The sequence below is a fragment of the Paludibacterium yongneupense DSM 18731 genome (assembly GCF_000422925.1).
GTDB classification, from domain to species: domain Bacteria; phylum Pseudomonadota; class Gammaproteobacteria; order Burkholderiales; family Chromobacteriaceae; genus Paludibacterium; species Paludibacterium yongneupense.
The window spans coordinates 82,373-97,827 of record NZ_AUGZ01000004.1 but is presented as its reverse complement, the minus strand read 5'-3'; the positions used below and the strand labels follow the sequence as shown (position 1 = coordinate 97,827).

The 15,455-nt window shown below is 65.5% G+C and carries 17 protein-coding genes; 9 read left to right on the top strand and 8 right to left on the bottom strand.

All coding sequences use genetic code 11. The features are described from left to right. Nucleotides 1-80: 80 nt before the first annotated feature. Complete coding sequence (locus G520_RS20920; RefSeq protein WP_084637380.1) at nt 81-1,046, top strand: AraC family transcriptional regulator; 966 nt, start codon at nt 81-83, stop codon at nt 1,044-1,046. On the opposite strand, the gene G520_RS0100475 is transcribed toward G520_RS20920, so the two are convergent. The 3 genes from G520_RS0100475 to G520_RS24695 all read right to left on the bottom strand — a co-directional run bounded on the left by G520_RS0100475 (nt 977) and on the right by G520_RS24695 (nt 3,411). Beyond that, a complete protein-coding gene (locus G520_RS0100475) occupies nt 977-1,960 on the bottom strand; it encodes a zinc-dependent alcohol dehydrogenase family protein (RefSeq protein ID WP_028533961.1) in 984 nt (327 codons plus the stop codon). The genes G520_RS20920 and G520_RS0100475 overlap by 70 nt on opposite strands. 22 nt (nt 1,961-1,982) lie before the next feature. Beyond that, entirely contained in the window at nt 1,983-2,630 is a 648-nt protein-coding gene (locus G520_RS0100470; protein WP_211222725.1) for an SIMPL domain-containing protein, read from the bottom strand. Between the two features lie 214 nt (nt 2,631-2,844). Further along, complete coding sequence (locus G520_RS24695) at nt 2,845-3,411, bottom strand: hypothetical protein (RefSeq protein WP_156876818.1); 567 nt, start codon at nt 3,409-3,411, stop codon at nt 2,845-2,847. Here G520_RS24695 and G520_RS0100455 point away from each other — a divergent pair. After that, nucleotides 3,410-4,102, top strand: a complete 693-nt coding sequence (locus G520_RS0100455) for a glutamine amidotransferase (protein WP_028533958.1) — start codon at nt 3,410-3,412, stop codon at nt 4,100-4,102. The two genes, G520_RS24695 and G520_RS0100455, sit on opposite strands and share 2 nt — an antisense overlap. A 5-nt stretch (nt 4,103-4,107) precedes the next feature. Here G520_RS0100455 and G520_RS0100450 read toward each other — a convergent pair whose 3' ends face one another. After that, nucleotides 4,108-4,665: an XRE family transcriptional regulator gene (locus G520_RS0100450; protein ID WP_028533957.1), complete on the bottom strand. Its 558-nt coding sequence runs from the start codon at nt 4,663-4,665 to the stop codon at nt 4,108-4,110. Between the two features lie 79 nt (nt 4,666-4,744). Here G520_RS0100450 and G520_RS0100445 point away from each other — a divergent pair, with 79 nt between their 5' ends. Further along, nucleotides 4,745-5,266, top strand: coding sequence for a GNAT family N-acetyltransferase (locus G520_RS0100445; protein ID WP_028533956.1), 522 nt, complete (start codon nt 4,745-4,747; stop codon nt 5,264-5,266). 25 nt (nt 5,267-5,291) lie between these two features. Here the strand turns inward: G520_RS0100445 and G520_RS0100440 are convergent, their stop codons facing one another. From G520_RS0100440 to trpB, 3 genes are all read right to left on the bottom strand, one after another. Further along, nucleotides 5,292-6,413 carry a hypothetical protein gene (locus G520_RS0100440; RefSeq protein ID WP_028533955.1) on the bottom strand — a complete coding sequence of 374 codons (1,122 nt, stop codon included), beginning with the start codon at nt 6,411-6,413 and terminating at the stop codon, nt 5,292-5,294. A 184-nt stretch (nt 6,414-6,597) separates the two neighbouring features. Then, nucleotides 6,598-7,380, bottom strand: coding sequence for a tryptophan synthase subunit alpha (trpA, locus tag G520_RS0100435; RefSeq protein ID WP_028533954.1), 783 nt, complete (start codon nt 7,378-7,380; stop codon nt 6,598-6,600). Beyond that, a complete protein-coding gene (trpB, locus tag G520_RS0100430) occupies nt 7,377-8,594 on the bottom strand; it encodes a tryptophan synthase subunit beta (RefSeq protein WP_028533953.1) in 1,218 nt (405 codons plus the stop codon). The genes trpA and trpB overlap by 4 nt, the downstream gene beginning before the upstream one ends. A 111-nt stretch (nt 8,595-8,705) precedes the next feature. Here trpB and G520_RS0100425 point away from each other — a divergent pair, with 111 nt between their 5' ends. The 6 genes from G520_RS0100425 to G520_RS0100400 all read left to right on the top strand — a co-directional run bounded on the left by G520_RS0100425 (nt 8,706) and on the right by G520_RS0100400 (nt 14,166). Then, complete coding sequence (locus G520_RS0100425; protein WP_028533952.1) at nt 8,706-9,581, top strand: LysR substrate-binding domain-containing protein; 876 nt, start codon at nt 8,706-8,708, stop codon at nt 9,579-9,581. Nucleotides 9,582-9,811: 230 nt separating this feature from the next. Beyond that, nucleotides 9,812-10,570, top strand: coding sequence for a transporter substrate-binding domain-containing protein (locus G520_RS0100420; RefSeq protein WP_028533951.1), 759 nt, complete (start codon nt 9,812-9,814; stop codon nt 10,568-10,570). A 23-nt stretch (nt 10,571-10,593) separates the two neighbouring features. Further along, entirely contained in the window at nt 10,594-11,091 is a 498-nt protein-coding gene (locus G520_RS0100415) for a GNAT family N-acetyltransferase (protein ID WP_028533950.1), read from the top strand. Further along, entirely contained in the window at nt 11,069-11,962 is an 894-nt protein-coding gene (locus tag G520_RS0100410; protein WP_211222724.1) for an AraC family transcriptional regulator, read from the top strand. The genes G520_RS0100415 and G520_RS0100410 overlap by 23 nt, the downstream gene beginning before the upstream one ends. Before the next feature lie 68 nt (nt 11,963-12,030). Continuing rightward, on the top strand, nt 12,031-12,993 hold the full coding sequence (locus tag G520_RS0100405; RefSeq protein ID WP_028533948.1) for a DMT family transporter: 963 nt from the start codon (nt 12,031-12,033) through the stop codon (nt 12,991-12,993). 285 nt (nt 12,994-13,278) lie between these two features. Continuing rightward, on the top strand, nt 13,279-14,166 hold the full coding sequence (locus G520_RS0100400) for a LysR family transcriptional regulator (protein ID WP_211222723.1): 888 nt from the start codon (nt 13,279-13,281) through the stop codon (nt 14,164-14,166). On the opposite strand, the gene G520_RS0100395 is transcribed toward G520_RS0100400, so the two are convergent. Next, entirely contained in the window at nt 14,163-15,314 is a 1,152-nt protein-coding gene (locus tag G520_RS0100395; protein ID WP_028533946.1) for an alpha-hydroxy acid oxidase, read from the bottom strand. The genes G520_RS0100400 and G520_RS0100395 overlap by 4 nt on opposite strands. Between the last annotated feature and the right edge of the window lie 141 nt (nt 15,315-15,455).

Below are 15,455 nucleotides of genomic sequence, written 5' to 3'. Positions count from 1 at the left end.
CAAAGAGCCGGAGTCCGGGTGCTGCTCATCCCCATTGTTTGCTACATTTATCTTCCCGAACAGAGTTACGGAGCAGAAGCATGCACGACCCGACCGAAATGGCGCGCCTGATCGCGGCCTTGCACACGCAGGACGGGGCACGCCCGACCGCATTGCCCGGCGTTTCGCTGTTCAGGGTGGAACACGAAGTGCCGCGGGCGCCGGTGTTCTACGAACCCGGCATCATCGTGCTCGCGCAAGGCAGTAAAACTGGCTACTTCGGCGACAGCAGCTATATTTACGACCCCGACCGCTATCTGGTGATGTCGGTGCCGCTGCCTTTCGAATGCGAAACCCGGGCCAGCCCGGACGCTCCCCTGCTCGGGGTGCGCATCGATGTCGAAATAGGGCAGCTGAAAACGCTGATCCTGCAAATGGAAGAAAGCCGCGACACCATGCTGGACACCGAGACCCACCCCGGGGCGCCGATGGCTTCGGTCGAGCTCGACGCCGGGATGCGCGATGCGGTGCTGCGCCTGCTGCGCATGCTGCACGATCCCATGCAGCGTCAGATCCTGGGGCCGCAGTACGCGCGGGAAATTCTGTTTCGCGCACTGCAAGGCAGCCAGGGATCGGCCTTGCGTGCGCTCGCAGGCCGGCACGGCAGTTACGGCCGCATCGCCCGCACGCTGCGCCGCATTCATACCGAATACGCCTCGCTACTCGATATCGACACTCTCGCGCGAGAGGCCAATATGAGCATTTCGGCCTTTCATCACAATTTCAAGGAAATGACACTGACGTCGCCCCTGCAATATCTGAAGAGCGTGCGGCTGCACAAAGCCTGGCTGCTGCTGGTTCAGGACGGATTCAGCGTCAGCGCCGCGGCCAATCTGGTCGGCTACGAAAGCGCATCCCAGTTCAGCCGCGAATTCAAACGCTATTTCGGACGCAGCCCGGCGCTGGAACTCGCCGCGACCCGCGACATGACGCACGCTCAGGGCAGCAATACCGCCGCACCGATCAGGGCGCCGGACCTCAGATCGGACAGAGCCGAATTGGCCTGATCCAAAGCATAGCCACGCACCTCGGTGCGAATCGGCGTCGCGGCCACGATGTCGAGAAAACGCAGCCCGTCCTCGCGCGTCAGATTTGCGACCGAACGCAAGCAGCGCTCGCCCCACAGTTCGCGATAGGGAAAAGCCGGGATATCGCTCATGTGAATCCCGGCGCACACGACCGTCCCGCCTTTCCTGACCTGGCCCAACGCAGCGGGGACCAACTCGCCTGCCGGCGCGAAAATCAGCGCGGCATCGAGCGGCTCCGGCGCGCTCGCATCGCTGTCGCCGGCCCAGGCCGCGCCGAGGCGGCGGGCGAAATCCTGCGCCGCCGAATCGCCGTTGCGGGTAAACGCATGGAAGCGCCGCTGCTGGTAGTTCAATACCTGGGCGAGAATATGGGCGGCCGCACCGAAACCGTACAGGCCGATGCAGCGCGCGTCCGGCACCATGGCCAGCGCGCGGTAGCCGATCAGCCCCGCACATAGCAGCGGCGCCAGTTCGATCGCGGGAACCGTCTCCGGCAACGGAAAACAATAGCGCTGGTCGGCTACGGTGTACTCGGCATAGCCGCCGTGGATCTGGTAGCCGGTAAAACGCGCGGCATCGCACAGATTTTCCCGCCCGCTCGTACAGAAGTCGCAACATCCGCATGTCCATCCCAACCACGGCACCCCCAGGCGCTGTCCGACAGTGAAAGCACCCACCCCCTCTCCCAGCGCCGCCACGCGACCGACGATCTCATGCCCGGGAACGATGGGCAGCCGCGGCTCGGGCAATTCGCCATCGACCAGGTGCAGATCGGTGCGGCACACGCCGCATGCCTCGACCCGCAGCAGAACCTGACCCGGTCCGGCCTGCGGCAGCGGCAGGTCCACCTGGCGCAAAGGGGTGCGCGGCGACTCCAGAATCATGGCCAGCATGGACTTCTCCCGCTACGCTGCATCAGTGTCCGCTCGGCGGCTCGTCGATCAGAATCTGCCCGGTGACCGTGACGCCGATTTCCGACTCCCCGGCCTCCAGCGGCGCGGGCGACGGCCCGGCGGACGCAGCCAGGGCGCGCATCATCACCGGCGCACGCGGCCTATCGTTGCCGCCCACGGTCAGCTGCTTGATGCGATACGGTTTGCCGAAGACATCGGCGATGGCCTGCGCCTTGGCGCGAAAAGCGGCGATGGCATCGAGGGTGGCGGCATTCTCCACGCTCATGCGGGTTTGCGCCGAGGGCTGCGCCTGCAACCTGGCAATGCCCAGCGTGGTCTGCCACGCAGCGATCAGTTCGGATAGCACCGTCGCATCCTGCGACTGCAGCAGCAATTCTGAGCGCATACGCCAGCCATCGATGCGCCCGTCCTTGCCGTAGACGGGAAAGGTCTGGGTCGCGCCGCTGCGCACCCGTACGCCCGGGTAGCGGCGGGCCGTGACCAGGGCCGCGGCAAGCTGCTGATTCACCATGCGGGCGACGGCGCTGGGCGAAGCCCCGCCTGCCTCCGAGAAGGCGACCGCCTCGAACTGATCGTTAGGAGCGCTTCGGGTCGACTCCGCCGACAGGTCGATGCTCATCGCCGCGGCCAGCGACGGCAGAATCATCATGACGGTCGCCATGAACAAGGAACGGAGAAACGGACAGCGCGAGCGATGCATGGTGCACCCCCCATCGATACGATACGGAACACCTTACGTCGCATGGCGGCGCATGGCAATATCCGCCACCGCGCACGGACGGCGGCGGCTCAGTAGAACCGCTTCTGCAAGCCTATCCGGGCCGCCTGCGCGATCCCGGCCCGGAATTCGAGCCGGAAACAGTCTAGCAAGACACCAGCATCATGGCTGTTCGCAAACCGGGTTCGAGATTCTGCGAAGGCAGCGGCTTGGCATAGAGTGTGGAGAACGGGATCCCGCCGACAAAACCGGTCGAGAGCAACAGGCCGGTGGTCGGCACATCGGAACCGGACACCTGCAGCACCATCGTCGGCATGGTATTCGCCGCGATCGGAACGCGGCCTGTGCCGTAAAAACCGAGGCCCGCCGCATTGCGCGAGTGCGCGAGCGCTTGCCGGCGTCCGCCGCCAGTCTGCTCGCGATTCCGGCCATCCTCCTGCGCACCGTGCCTGCCGTCGCCATCCTTCCGGACATCATCGCAACTGTGATACAACATTACGGTACCGGGCTGGCGATAATCCCGATCGACGACGAGATGCCCGGCATCCAGATCGGGCAGGTGTGGCATCCGCGCATGAATCAGGATGCGCTGCACCGCTTCGTCAGGGAGCAGACGGCGGCCGAAACGGCCGGCGTGATCGCCCGCGCACGGCGAAGCGCCGTACCCTGAACACGCGCCCCGCTCCTTTCTATCGTCAAGGAAGACTGCCATGCACTGTATCGTTCTGCGCCACCTCGCTTTCGAAGACCTCGGTCTGCTTGCCGACGTTCTGACGCGCAAAGGTTTCGTCATCGACTACCGCCAGGCCGGCGTCGACGCCATCGCGGAAGGCGAATGGGACGATGCCGAACTGGTCGTGGTGCTCGGCGGACCGATAGGCGTGTACGAAGACGGGATCTACCCCTGGCTTGGCGCCGAGATCGCCGGCATCGCCCGCCGGCTGCAGCACGGACGCCCGACGCTGGGCATTTGCCTCGGCGCCCAGTTGATGGCTGCCGCGCTCGGCGCGCGCGTCTACCCGGGCCCGGCCAAAGAGATAGGCTGGTCCGCACTCGCCCTGACCGAAGCCGGACGTGCCTCCTGTCTGTCCGCCCTCGAAAACGAACCGGTGCTGCATTGGCATGGCGATACCTTCGATCTGCCGGCCGGCGCCGACTTGCTCGCCTCGAGCGCGCTGACTCCGCACCAGGCCTTTTCCTGCGGCGACAAGGTACTCGCACTGCAGTTCCATCCCGAAGTGTTCGGTCCGGACATCGAGCCCTGGCTGATCGGCCATGTCGACGAATTGAAACAGGCCGCGATCGACATCCCCACCCTGCGCGAGCAATCGCACGCCGCGCGCGGACGCGCCGGTGCGATCCTGATGGAAAACTGGCTGCAAGGGTGCGGCTGGAAAGACTGAAGAATTCAGTCGGCGGACATGACCAGCAGATAACGGCACGCGGCCGCCTCCATGGCGGTGAACGTCAACGGCCGGTCGACACAAAAATCGAGGCAGTCGCCGATCTCCAGACGGTAGGACTCGCTGCCATAATCGACCCCCAGCACGCCGGCAAGCAACCACAGACGCTGACGGTACGGCTTGCCCTGCCAGGGCGGATACGCGATCCGCGCCGACGGCGGCAGTTCGACCTCGACCAGTTCGACCCCGGTCGCTGGATCGCGCTCGTTGACCTGCCGTCGCAGATAGCCGGCCTCGGGATCGCGCCACAGCGCCTGCTCCGCACGCCGGCGCAACCGACGCGCGGGGCCGGGTTCCTCCTCGACCAGCAATTGCGCGAGCGATACCCCCAGCCCCGCTGCCAATCGGCCGAGTATCGTCGCGCTCGGGCTGCTGTCCCCGCGCTCGATCTTCGAGATCATGGCGCGGCTCACGCCGGACACTTCGGCCAGCGCGGCGAGCGACAGCGCCTTGTGCCGGCGCAGCGCCAGCAAGCGTGAAGCGATCAAGGTTTCGATAGTCATGAGCGCGGTTCCGGAATGTTTACAATAGGAGATGCCGCGTCTACTATAGTAGAAATCATTCTTTCCGGAAAGGGATCGCATGCATCGGGTCGACTGTAACGAGCAGCGCCACGCGCGCGCCATTCTCGACATTTTCAACGACGCCATCGCCAACTCGACTGCGCTCTACGACTACGCGCCGCGGACGATGGAGACGATGACCGCCTGGTTCGCCGACAAGCAAGCGCAGGGGCTGCCGGTCATAGGCTATGAAAACGAACAGGGTGAGCTGCTGGGCTTCGCCAGCTACGGCGCTTTCCGTTCGCGCCCCGCCAACAAGTACACGGCCGAGCATTCGATCTACGTCCACCCCGGGCACCGCGGCGCCGGCATCGGACGCCGCTTGCTGCAGGATGTCATCGCCGCTGCACGCGAGCGCGACATGCACACCCTGATCGGCGGCATCGATGCCGACAACGAAGCCAGCATCACCCTGCATCTGCGTGCGGGCTTCGTCCACGCGGGCACCGTGCGCGAGGCGGCGTTCAAGTTCGGCCGCTGGCTCGATCTCGCCTTTTACCAACTGATCATGGATACGCCACGGCACCCGGTCGACGGCTGAAGCGCCTCCGCCACTCCGGCCGCGCTTACTCGCCCATCATCTTCAGGCAGCCCAGGGGCCGGCTCGTCATGGTGATCGCACTGTCCAGGCCGACCAGCGTTTTGCGACAACCGGTCGCGAAGACCTCCTGCTGCGCGTACGGCATCGCGTCGACCTCGCTGATGTACGGGGTCGCATTGACCCGGGCAACCACCTCGGCGGTGTAGGCGTTATGCTCGACTTCGATCGCCCACATCTGCCGGCCATAGTCGGCGGCCTGTGCCAGCAACTGCGACAGCGCGGTCGGGGAGTCGACGCGGCCGGTAAAGAAAATGCCGCCCTTGCTTCCCTGATGCTCGTGCACCCATTGTGCGTCCCGATTGCCGCGCGACTCCAGAATCGTGCGCCGATTGATGCCGAGGGCATCGATCTCGTCCACGATGGCGGGGTTGGGGTCGGTCTTGAAATACAGCATGAAATTGAAAGCGCCGTCGCCATCGGCGGCGACATAGTCTTTCAGACGGTAGACATCGAATTTTTCCTGGTACTGCGCCTTGTAGCGATCGAATTGCGCGGAATCGATCGTACTCAATGTCACGGCCACGATCTGCTGCGAGCGCGGCAGATGCGACAAGGGCCGCAATCGCCGGCCGGCCGCGGCGATGCCGGCCTTCTGCGCGGGCGAACCATCGTAGACGATGTATTCGCGACGGCCGCCAGGGCCGGTGAGCGCCAGTATTTTCTTATTCGCTGGCAGGCGGCTCAGCACCGTGGCGCCGGGCGGGGCGGAATGCCGCTTGTGTGCGGAAGAGAGAAAAGGAACGATGTATTGGGTATCGTCGTGAGCGACGACCCAGCTGCCGTCGCTCAGGGTCCGGATCGACACCTTCACGAAATGCAGCTGCTGCGACAGCGGCTTGTCCATGTTGGATTCGCGCATCTTCACCAACTGCTGCGGACAGGTATTCTGGCCATGGCACAGAAGCAGCGGAAAAAAATCGAACGGCCCGTCTTCGTGCGCGATGACCCGCCCCGCCTCGCCGGGCGCTGCGGGGTGCGCCGATAGCGCGATCTTGCCCGGGACGGTCGGATCGATAGGCTCCCCGGCAGCGCACAGGCCGGCAGCGCCGAGAAAAAGAATGGCTGGAACGGTATTGCGCAGTTTCATGCCGGGCTCTCAAATTCGAAGTCGATGACAGACGACTATACTGCACGATGCTGGCCACGAGGGGAATGGCCGACAGCCACTCCCCTGTCGAGATCGAGACAGCGTCCTCTATCCGCAAGACGTGCAGCCCGCCCCCCGACGGCGTGGCTGCCGCGCCGTCGGGGCCGTCGTCGTACCCGTGGAATCAGCGCAGCACGTGCGCGAAATCACGCACCTGCTGCAGCGCCCCGTCGACCCCGCTGGCAGCCAGGGTCTCGACCAGACGGCTGCCGACCACGATCAGATCGACGGCGCCGGCAAGCGCAGCGATTTGCGATGCCTCGCGGATGCCGAAACCGAGCGCCAGCGGCAGATCGGTATGGCGGCGCAAACGTGCGAGCGCCTGCAGCGGTACGGCAGCGGCGGAGCGGGCCGCCCCCGTGGTCCCGGTCAGGCTCACGTGGTAGACAAAACCGCTGGCGCCATCCAGCACCGTACTCAGACGCGCCTCGTCCGTGGTCGGCGCCGTCATGCGGATCAGATGAATGCCGGTTTCCTGCGCGGCAGCGACATAAGGCGCGGCGGGCTCCACGGTCAGATCGACCAGTAACAGGGCATCGACGCCGGCGCGCCGGGCATCGCCGAGAAAACGCTCGACCCCATACTGCAGCACCGGATTGAAATACCCCATCAGCACCACCGGCGTCACGTCGTCGGTCTCGCGCAAGCGCGCGACGAGTTCCAGAGTGCGGCGCACCGTCTGCCCGCCCGCCAGCGCTCGCAAGTGAGCAGCCTGAATCACGACGCCATCGGCAACCGGATCGGAAAAGGGCATGCCCAACTCGATCACATCGGCGCCGGCTGCAGCGAGCCCTTGCAGCAGGCGCAGGGACGTATCGAAATCGGGATCGCCGGCCGTGAAATAGGTCGCCAGCGCACTGCGTTTTTCGCCGCGCAAACGCGCGAGAGTCTGATCGAGACGATTCATGCCGCATTCTCCTGATAGTGCAGGACGGTTGCCAGATCCTTGTCGCCACGCCCGCTCAGGCAAACGACCAGCAGGCTGTCCGCCGGCAGGGTCGGTGCCAGCTTGCGCACATAAGCCAGCGCGTGCGCGCTTTCCAGCGCAGGCAGGATGCCCTCGCGCCGGCACAGCCAGTGGAAAGCCTCCAGCGCCTCGGCATCGGTCACCGACTCGTAACGCACGCGACCGCTCTCGAACAGTTGCGCGTGCTCGGGGCCGATGCCCGGATAATCCAGCCCGGCCGAAACCGAATGCGCGTTCTGGATTTGCCCGTCCTCGTCCTGCAGCAGATAGGTCATATTGCCGTGCAGCACGCCCGGGCGCCCCCCGCCGAGGCTGGCCGCGTGCTTGCCGCTGTCCAGCCCCAGCCCGCCCGCCTCCACACCGTAGCAACGCACCTCAGGATCGCCCAGCAAAGGGTGAAAGAAACCGATCGCGTTCGAACCGCCGCCGATGCAGGCCACCATCGCATCCGGCAGGCGTCCGGTCTTGCTCAGCATCTGCTCGCGCGTTTCCAGTCCGATCACGCGTTGGAAATCGCGTACCAGACGCGGATAGGGATGGGGCCCGGCGGCGGTGCCCAGCAGGTAGTAGCTGCTGTCGACGTGAGTGATCCAGTCGCGCAACGCTTCGTTCATCGCATCCTTGAGCGTGGCGGTGCCGGTGTGCACCGCGCGCACCTCGGCACCGAGCAGCCGCATGCGCTGCACATTGGCCGACTGGCGCTCCATGTCCTCGGCCCCCATGAAAATCACGCACTCCATGCCGAACAAGGCACAGACCGTCGCCGTGGCGACGCCATGCTGGCCCGCCCCGGTTTCGGCAATGATGCGGCTTTTGCCCATCCGCTGCGCAAGCAGGATCTGCCCGACGCAGTTATTGATTTTGTGGGCGCCGGTATGATTCAAGTCCTCGCGCTTCAGATAGATGCGCGCACCGCCGAGATCGGCGCTGAGATTGGCCGCGAAGAACAAGGGGCTCGGCCGCCCGACATAGTCGGTGAGAATCTCGCGGTAGCGCTGCCAGAAAGCCGGATCGGCACACGCCGCTTCGAAGGCGAGCGTCAATTTCTCAAGCGCCGGCATCAAGGTTTCCGGCATATAGCACCCGCCGAAGCGACCGAACAAGCCGGCAGCATCCGGACCTTCGCCACAATAGGGTTGGCTCGAGCTAGACATGGCAGTCTTTCCTGTTTGAATATTTTTAACAGCCTAAAGCTTCAAATACGGTTACGGTAGCGATATATTTGACCATCAGGCTGTCAATATTTCTAACAGGCAAGGATTCCGGTGCGCCGTCTCCCCCCACTCAACGCGATCCGCGTTTTCGAAGTCGCCGCCCGCTGCCGCAGTTTCAGCGCCGCCGCGCACGAGTTGTGCGTCACCCATAGCGCGGTCAGCCACCAGATACGGATACTGGAAGACTGGCTCGGGCAGCCGGTTTTTTTGCGCCATGCAGGCGGCATCGCCGCCACCGCCTCCGGACTCGCATTGCAGCAGGCGGCCGCCCAGGCGCTGGGACTGCTGGAGCAGTGCTGCACCGATATTGCAAAACAGGTGACGGCAGACGATATCGTGCTCGGCGCGCCGGGCAGCTTTCTCGCCAACTGGCTGATCCCGCGTCTCGAGCGCTTCGAGATGCGGCACCCGGAAATCCGCCTGCGGCTGCAGACCGCCTCCGGGCTCGCCCCGCTGCAGCAAGGCCGCGTCGATGTACTGGTGCTCGGCGGCGAAGGCGCCTGGCCCGACACGATAGCGGCAGTGGCGCTGCTCGACGAACGGGTCGGCCCGGTCTGCGCGCCCGACTACCCGACCCTGCCGCTGCAGGCCTCCGACCTGCCATGCCTGCCGCTGCTGCATACCGCTTCGCGCCCACAAGCCTGGGCCGGCTGGGCTCGCGCGCAGGGACTGGACCCGGACACTCTGCGGCAGGGGCGCCGTTTCGACCATCTACCGCTGATGCTGGAGGCGGCGGCGGCGGGGCTCGGGCTTGCCATCGCGCCGGCACTGCTGGTCGAGCGCGAATTGGAAAGCGGGCGTCTGATCGCTCCGCTCGGCTTTGTCGCCAGCGGAACCAGTTTCGATATGTGCGTATTGAGCGGAAGAAAGGACGAAATCGCCATCGCCCGGATACGGGAATGGCTGCAACACGAAGCGGCACGCTGACAGGACGGGGCTCAGATCGCGGAGAAAAACGTCGGCGGCAACGCCACAGCCGGCTCATGCCTTGGCGGCGCGTGGACGATGACGCTATTATGAATCGCAACGGCCGCTGCCGCGGGCTGCCCCTCGGACGGCACCGCGCCATGGCCCGTCCGTTCTCGCAAAAGCCCCGGCCGGGGGCGTACCGCTATTCCGCCCTGCAGGGCGGGGTTTAGACCGTCCAAGGACACACGATGAGCATCGATTCCGACCTGATCCGCGCCTTCGCCCCCGGCGACGTGCTGCGCGTCACGATCAACCTCGGCAACGCCCTGCTGGCGAAGCAGGACGACCCGACCGCCGGCCCCTATGGGGTATCGGTCGATCTCGCGCACGCCCTGGCCCAGGATCTCGGCATCGGGCTCGAGCTGCAGCTGTTCGACGGCGCGGGCAAGGCGGTCGAAGCGGTGCAAGAACAACGCGCCGATCTCGGCTTCTTCGCCATCGATCCCTTGCGTGGCGTCGGGCTGCACTTCACCCCGCCCTATGTCGTCATCGAAGGGAGCTATCTGGTTGCACGCGACTCGCCCATCCGCAGCAACGGCGACGTCGACCACCCCCGGCACCGGGTGGCAGTGGGCCGCGGCAGCGCCTACGACCTGTATCTCAGCCGCCATCTGCACCAGGCGCAGATCGTGCGCGCGCCAACGTCGGCGGCCGTCGTCGATACCATGGTCGAGCACGGGCTGGATGTCGCCGCCGGCGTCAGGCAGCAGTTGGAGGCCGATGCACAACGTGTCGCCGGCTTGCGCCTGCTCGATGGCGGCTTCATGCGCATTCACCAGGCGATGGCCTTGCCCGCCAGCCGCGGCCGTCCGGCTTTCGACTGGCTGGACGCCTGGCTGGAAGCCAAAAAAGCGTCCGGCGCCATCGCCGCCTTGCTGACCCGGCACGCAGTCAAAGGGGCGGCGGTCGCCGCGCCCGGCTATCCGTCCGGTTTGAATTTTGGGTAAGCTCACAGACAGAGGACTATCGCGTGACGATACTGGAAACACCGCGCCTGACCTTGCGGCAAGTCGAGACCGAAGACGCCCCCTTCATTCTCGAACTGACCCGCGACCCCTCGTATATCGCCTCGATTCGCGATTGCGGCCTGAACACGCTGGACGACGCCCGCACCTTTATCGAGCAGAACATCCGCAGCAGCTATCTGAAGAACGGGCACGGCCTGTATCTGGTCTGCCGCCGTTCCGACGGCCAGGCGCTTGGCATTTGCGGCCTGCTCTACCGCGACGCCCTGCAGGAAACCGACATCGGCTATGCTTTTCTTCCGGCCTGGCACGGTCAGGGCTATGCGTTCGAAGCCGCGCAGGCCTGCCTGCGATATGGGCACGAGGTGCTGGGCAAGACACGCATCGTCGGCTTCACCAGCCTGGACAACCGCGCCTCGGTGCGGCTGCTGGAGAAACTCGGCCTCAGCTACCGACACCCGGTTCCCTTCGGCGACGGCCGTGAAGCCTGCCTGTTCGACTGAGGCCGTGCCGGCGACGCACCCTGCCGACGTCGATGCCGCGCTGTGGATGCCGGGCGTCCCGCCCGAGTTCGAACATCCGCGCGACCGGGCGGAATTCCGCCGGCCCGCACACCGTCCCGGCATCGAGCTGTATCGCGCGCATATCGTGCGCTATGCCTTCGAGCCTCACTCCCACGACGGTTTTGGCCTCGGCGCGATCGAATCGGGCGTAGAGCGCTTCCGCTACGGTGGCAGCGAACACCTGGCGCCGCCGGACTCCATCGTCCTGATGAATCCGGATGCACTGCACACCGGGCGCGCCGAAACGGCCGACGGCTGGCGCTACCGCATGCTCTATATTGCACAAGAAGCGATAGAGACGATCAGCGGCGAAGCCGGCTGGTGGTTCGAAGACGCCGTCCGGCGCGATGCCCGCATCGCGCGGCGCGTCACGGCACGGCTTGAGGCGCTGTGGCGAAGCACGGATCCGCTCGCCTTCGACGGACTGCTGGTTTCCTTGCTGGCCGACGTCCGGCACCATGCCCGTGTCGCGCATCCGGCTGGCGCCGCGGATGCAGGGCGTTTCGCCACGGTCATCGACTATCTGCATGCGGCCCTGGCCGATCGCCCGACGCTGGACGATCTGGCAGCCGTGGCCGGGCTCAGCCCTTTCCATTTCCTGCGCTGCTTCAAGGCGCACTACAACGTCACGCCGCAGCAGATGCTGATGGCCTTGCGATTGCGCGAGGCCAAGCGTCTGCTTGCCTCGGGCCTGCCGCCGGCGCAGGTCGCGGCAAGCACCGGCATGGCCGATCAGGCCCACCTGACCCGCTCCTTCGCCTGTCGTTACGGCGTGACCCCCGCGCGATACCAGCGCCAGGTCCGGCAATAGCAATCCGGTACAAGACGGCGCCCCCGCCCGCCCTCAGAATGGATGTCTTCAAATCGGGGGAGCCGGGAATGTCGGCAGGAATTGCGTATGCTCTGGCGGCAGGCTTGCTGTGGGGATGGGTGTTCATCGGGCCGCTGCTCCTGCCCGCTTACCCCGCCGCGCTACAGTCGGCCGGGCGCTATCTCGCCTTCGGTCTCATCGCTCTGCCGCTGGCATGGCTGGACCGTGCCGCCCTCGCCCGTCTGACGCGGAGCGACTGGCTGGAAGCGCTCAAACTCGGCGCCATCGGCAACCTGCTCTATTATCTGTGCCTGGCCGGCGCGATCCAGCGGGCGGGCGGACCGCTGCCGACCATGATAGTCGGCACGCTGCCGGTGCTCATATCGATCTGTTCCAATGTCCGCAACGCACAGCGCGATGGGCATCTGCCATGGGCCAGGCTCGCACCTTCGCTGTTCTTGATCGCCGCTGGAATTGCCTGCGTGAACCGGGACGAGCTCGCCGCGCTGCGCCACGAAACGCACGCCGCGCCCCATGCCTATTGGCTCGGCGCGATGCTGGCCCTGGCCGCCGTCGCCTGCTGGACCTGGTACCCCTTGCGCAACGCCGACTGGCTGCGTGCCCACCCCGAGCGCCCCCCCGGAACCTGGGCCACCGCGCAGGGGGTGGCAACGTTGCCGCTCGCTCTCGCCGCTTACGCCCTGTTGTGGGGCTTCAATAGCCTGCGCGCCGACGATTTCGCCATGCCTTTCGGCCCGCAGCCGCTGCGCTTTATCGGCCTGATGGTCGCCATCGGCCTGTTCGCCTCCTGGCTCGGAACCTGGTGCTGGAATGAAGCCAGCCAGCGGCTGAGCACCGCGCTGGCCGGACAGTTGATCGTATTCGAAACGCTGGCGGCGCTGGCTTATGCTTTCATGCTGCGCGGCCGCCTGCCGGGCGGAACAACCCTGCTCGGTATCGCGCTATTGCTCGCGGGGGTGCTGTGGGCCGCCCGGGTCAAGCCCGTGCATAGGGCAGAGCCGCTGACTTGAGCCCTGCGGTTCACAAAACGCCGGCGCGGGTCTCGCCGGCCGCAAAGCAACGCACCCCGGCACGGCATTCAGCGTTTCACCGGGCCGCAGATCCCGCGGCAAGAGGCTGCCTGCAGCCTGTTCCAGCCCGCACCGCGGCTTGCTCAGCATAGCGGCCAGGATTTCGTCCATATCAATTGCGATTCGTCTCATGGCATCCCCTCCCGAAATGGGTAAAGATGGCTCTTGAAGCGGCGCACCATTCCGTCAAACGCTATATAATAGATAAAACGATTCCGGGGGGGAATGATGGAACTGCGTGATCTACGCGCCTTCGTACTGCTGGCCGACGTTCTGCATTTTCGCCTGGCGGCGGAAAGACTGCATGTCACCCAGTCGGCGCTGAGCAAACAAATACAGCGGCTGGAGGCCGAGTACGGCCTGCCCTTGTTCGTGCGCGGCCCGGTTGCGACACGGCTGACGCCGTTCGGACGCGTGCTGTTCGAAGACGCCAGGACCGTAGTCGAAAGCGCGAACCGTCTCGCGCAGCGCGCCGCGCTGGCCGCGCAGGGGCTGGAAGGCACCTTGCGCATAGGCTTCGGCACCTCCACCCGCATTCTGGCGCCCCGTGCGATCGCGGCGTTTCGTGCCACGCGCCCGCATGTACAGATCCAGCTGCTGGAAATGTCGGCCCGGCACCAGGTCGACGCCATGAACGAAGGGCGGCTGGACCTGGGTTTTTGCCGTCTGCCGGAACCCAAGGGCTGGCCCGCGACGCCCCTGATACGCGAAGCTCTGGTCGCCATCTTTCCTGCCGACTACCATGCCGAGACACCGCTGGCCCAACTGGCCGACCTGCCGCTGGCCATGCACGACCGCGCCCGTTCGCCGGGTTTCCACGATCACGCGATGAGTTTTCTCGCCCGGCAAGGGATTTCGGTTGCCACCATCGATACCGTACCCGGGTTTTCATCGGTGCTGGCACTGGTCGAAGCGGGCGTCGCCTGGGCCATCGTCCCCGCCTCGACCCTCGTCGGCGAGCACCAGTTCCACATCCGGACTTTTGATGCCGAAGACGCCTATTGGCAGATAGGGCTGATCCGCGCCCCCGGTGAAGCATCGCCGCTGATGCTGGCGTTCTGGGATGTCGTCGCCGGCATGCCGATCGAGGGCCGCATCCCGCCCGCAGCCTAACGCGGAATGCTGCCGGGAACAAGAATGTCGCGCCCCACGGCACGGATATCGGTATGGCCGCAGAAGGCCATGCTGAGGTCGAGTTCGCGCGCGATGATCTGCAACGCTTTATCCACGCCGGCCTGCCCCAGCGCCCCGAGCCCATAGAGGAAGGCGCGGCCTATCATCGTACCGCGGGCGCCCAGCGCCACGGCCTTGAGGACATCCTGTCCGCAGCGGATGCCCCCGTCCAGCCAGACTTCGATGCCCGTACCCACCGCATCGACGATCGCGGGCAAAGCCGCGACCGAGCTCGGTGCGCCATCGAGCTGGCGGCCACCGTGGTTGCTGACGATCAAGGCATCGGCACCGCTGGCGAGTGCATGGCGCGCGTCTTCCGCATCGAGAATGCCCTTGAGAATCAGCTTCCCTCCCCAGCGCCGCTTGACCCACTCGATATCGTCCCAGCTCAGACGAGGATCGAACTGCTGCGCGGTCCAGGCCGCCAGCGAAGCCATGTTTTCCACGCCCTCGACATGCCCGACGATATTGCCGAAGCCGTGCCGCCGGGTCGCGAGCATGCCCGCGCACCAGCGCGGCCGGGTCAGCAGGTGCAGCAGCGTGGCCGGCGTCAGCCGCGGCGGCGCCGACAATCCGTTTTTTGCATCCTTGTGCCGCACGCCGAGTATCTGCAGATCAAGCGTCAGCACCAGCGCATCGCACCCTGCCGCCCGCGCGCGATCGATCAGGCTTTCCATGAACGCGCGATCGCGCATCACATACAGCTGGAACCAGAACGGCCCGCTCGTATGCGCGGCCACATCCTCCAGCGAACAGATGCTCATGGTCGACAGGGTAAAGCGGACGCCAAATGCTTCCGCCGCACGCGCGGCGAGAATCTCGCCGTCGGCATGCTGCATCCCGGTCAGACCGGTCGGCGCAAGCGCCACCGGCATGCTTACGTCGATGCCGGCCATGCGGGTTTCAAGGGAACGGTGTTCGATATTGCGCGCCACGCGCTGCCGTAACAGGATGGACTTGAATGCAAGTTCGTTGGCGCGATACGTGCTCTCGGTCCACGAGCCGGAGTCGGCATAGTCGTAGAACATCCTGGGCACGCGACGGCGTGCGAGACGGCGCAGATCTTCGATGTCATGGATAGCGGGCATGGCGCACTCCCGATAATGTCCAGAGCACAAGGTAGCGCAAATCGCCGAACTTGCATATGGCATATCGCCATCCCCTGGCCAGGCGGTGGCGGCGATCCGCCCAATGGCAGGCGACGGGCAAGACAGGAAAAAACTCCGCGC